Consider the following 2,688-nt stretch of genomic DNA (forward strand, 5'->3'; position numbering starts at 1 on the left):
GCCACCTGTTCCGCCATGACGAGTCCCTGGCGGCAGATGCCGGTAAAATCAGCGCCATGACCCGGGATATAACTGAATTTTTATCCGAGCAGCATGGCGTGACCGAAAATGGCGAAATGGAGCAGGTCCGTGTCCTCTACCAGAGTCCCTGTTCCATGCAACACGGCCAGAAAATCGACATACAACCGCAGACCCTGTTGCAGCAAGCCGGCTTCAAGGTACGGGAACTGCCGGAAAAATATATGTGCTGCGGCTCGGCGGGTACCTATAATATCCTGCAACCAGCGATCGCCGCTGAACTGGGAGCAAGAAAAGCGGCCTGTATTGACCAGGCAGACGTGGACGTCGTGGCCAGCGGCAACATGGCCTGCATGATGCACCTGCGGCAATTCACCGATGTCCCCTTTGTGCATACGGCAGAACTGCTTGACTGGGCGACAGGCGGCCCCAAGCCGTTTTAAACTGCAAACCATATGACAACCAGGAGTGAAGCATGAACAACCCGGTAAACATCACCGTATTCCGCTGGGCCGGTGAGTGGGGGCCCTTCAAGGTCAAGATCCCCTGCGGGGAATGTGCATTGACCAAAGACATAATCCAGGACTGTATAGATTCGGACCTGGCCGGTATAGACGTCGAACTCGACATGCGCGACTGGCTCACGGAGTGGTGGAAACCCCTGCCCAAAGGAGGCTGGCATGCCCCGATCGTACTGGTTAACGGCAGGATCATCTCCCAGGGTGCGGCCCTGAACCGGGGCGTACTGACCCAGTCAGTCATTGAGGAAGCAACAGGCAGTTCACAGATACAGGGTAACCACGCTTACGGCAAGGCCACCTGCCCCCACTGCGTGCGCGCCAAGGGATACCTGGAACAGGCCGGAGTCGACTACCAGTACCACGATGTAGTCAAGGACCCGCGCTCGCTGTATGAAATGCTGGCAAGGGTAAAACCGATCATCGGCCCGAAAACCCCGGTTACCGTGCCGCAGATCTGGCTGGACGGGAGCTATGTGGGCGGCGCCGATGAACTGAAGCGCATTCTTGACCTGCCCGAAGTGGAACCGAACCCGGAGCGGGGACAGTGTTCCCTCTCTCCGGCGCGCTGAACTTTAACGTCCAATCTTTGCCTAAGAGTTAAGCGCGAAAGCATTGTTTCTTGAACTGTAAACTCTGGTTAAATCAGAGTTTCCCTGATCATGTCATGTTGAGGAGAAAATCATGAGCGAAAGCAAGTGCCCGGTAATGGGCAAAGCCGGCAATGGCGCCGGTGGCAGAGGTACGACAAACCGGGACTGGTGGCCGGACCAGTTGGAACTGGATCTTCTACGCCAGCATTCTTCCAGGTCCGACCCGATGGGCGAGGATTTCAACTACGCTGAAGAGTTCAAAACCCTGGACCTGGCCGCGGTAAAGCAGGACCTCTATGAACTGATGACCACGTCACAGGACTGGTGGCCGGCCGACTACGGTCACTACGGTCCATTCTTTATCCGCATGGCGTGGCACAGCGCCGGCACCTACCGGATCGGCGACGGCCGCGGTGGCGGCGGGACCGGCAACCAACGCTTTGCCCCCGTCAACAGCTGGCCTGATAACGGCAACCTGGACAAGGCGCGCCTGCTGCTCTGGCCGATCAAGAAAAAATACGGCAGAAAAATTTCATGGGCCGATCTCATGATTCTGGCCGGCAACTGCGCCCTGGAGTCGATGGGATTCAAGACCTTCGGATTCGCCGGCGGGCGCGAGGACATCTGGGAACCCGAGGCGGACATTGACTGGGGCGTTGAGAACGAGTGGCTCGGCGACAGGCGCTACAGCGGCGACCGGGAACTCGCGGAGCCTCTCGGCGCGGTCCAGATGGGCCTGATCTACGTGAACCCGGAAGGTCCCAACGCCAATCCCGACCCGTTCGCCTCGGGCCGGGACATTCGCGAGACTTTCGGCCGTATGGCAATGAACGGCGAGGAGACCGTCGCGCTTACCGCGGGTGGTCACACCTTCGGCAAGGCCCACGGCGCGGCTCCCGCGGACACCTATGTCGGTCCCGAACCGGAGGGCGCTCCCATAGAGCAGCAGGGCCTCGGCTGGAAAAGCAGTTTCGGCAGCGGCAAGGCCGGCGACGCGATCACCAGCGGCATCGAAGGCGCATGGACCTCTACTCCCACAACGTGGGACAACAGCTACTTCGACACCTTGTTCGGTTACGAGTGGGAACTTACCAAGAGTCCTGCCGGCGCGTGGCAGTGGAAGCCCGCGAACGGCGCGGGCTCAGATACCGTGCCGGATGCCCACGACCCGGACAAACGGCACGCGCCCATGATGACCACGGCGGACATGGCCATGCGCTCGGACCCCATCTATGAATCGATCTCTCGGCGCTTCCACGAGAACCCGGACGAGTTCGCCGATGCGTTCGCCCGGGCGTGGTTCAAGCTGACGCACCGCGACATGGGGCCGGTCTCGCGCTACCTCGGCCCGGAGGTCCCCGGCGAGCCGCTCCTGTGGCAGGATCCGGTGCCCGCCGTCGACCATGCGCTGATCGACGCGCAGGACGTCGCCGCGCTCAAGAGCCGGATCCTCGACTCGGCGCTGTCCGTCTCGCAACTCGTCTCGACCGCCTGGGCGTCGGCTTCGACGTTCCGCGGCAGCGACAAGCGCGGCGGGGCGAACGGGGCGCGCATTCGCC

The 2,688-nt window shown here is 61.1% G+C and carries 3 protein-coding genes; all 3 read left to right on the top strand.

All coding sequences use genetic code 11. The annotated features are described in order from the left end of the window. The coding region (locus tag OXG98_20195; protein ID MCY3774333.1) for a heterodisulfide reductase-related iron-sulfur binding cluster at nt 1-461 on the top strand (461 nt) is incomplete at its 5' end. Nucleotides 462-493: 32 nt separating this feature from the next. Then, complete coding sequence (locus OXG98_20200; GenBank protein MCY3774334.1) at nt 494-1,108, top strand: glutaredoxin; 615 nt, start codon at nt 494-496, stop codon at nt 1,106-1,108. A gap of 136 nt (nt 1,109-1,244) precedes the next feature. After that, nucleotides 1,245-2,688: catalase/peroxidase HPI (gene katG, locus OXG98_20205; GenBank protein ID MCY3774335.1), on the top strand; the 1,444-nt coding region annotated here is incomplete at its 3' end.

This window comes from Gemmatimonadota bacterium (genome assembly GCA_026706345.1).
Taxonomy (GTDB): Bacteria; JAAXHH01; JAAXHH01; order JAAXHH01; family JAAXHH01; genus JAAXHH01.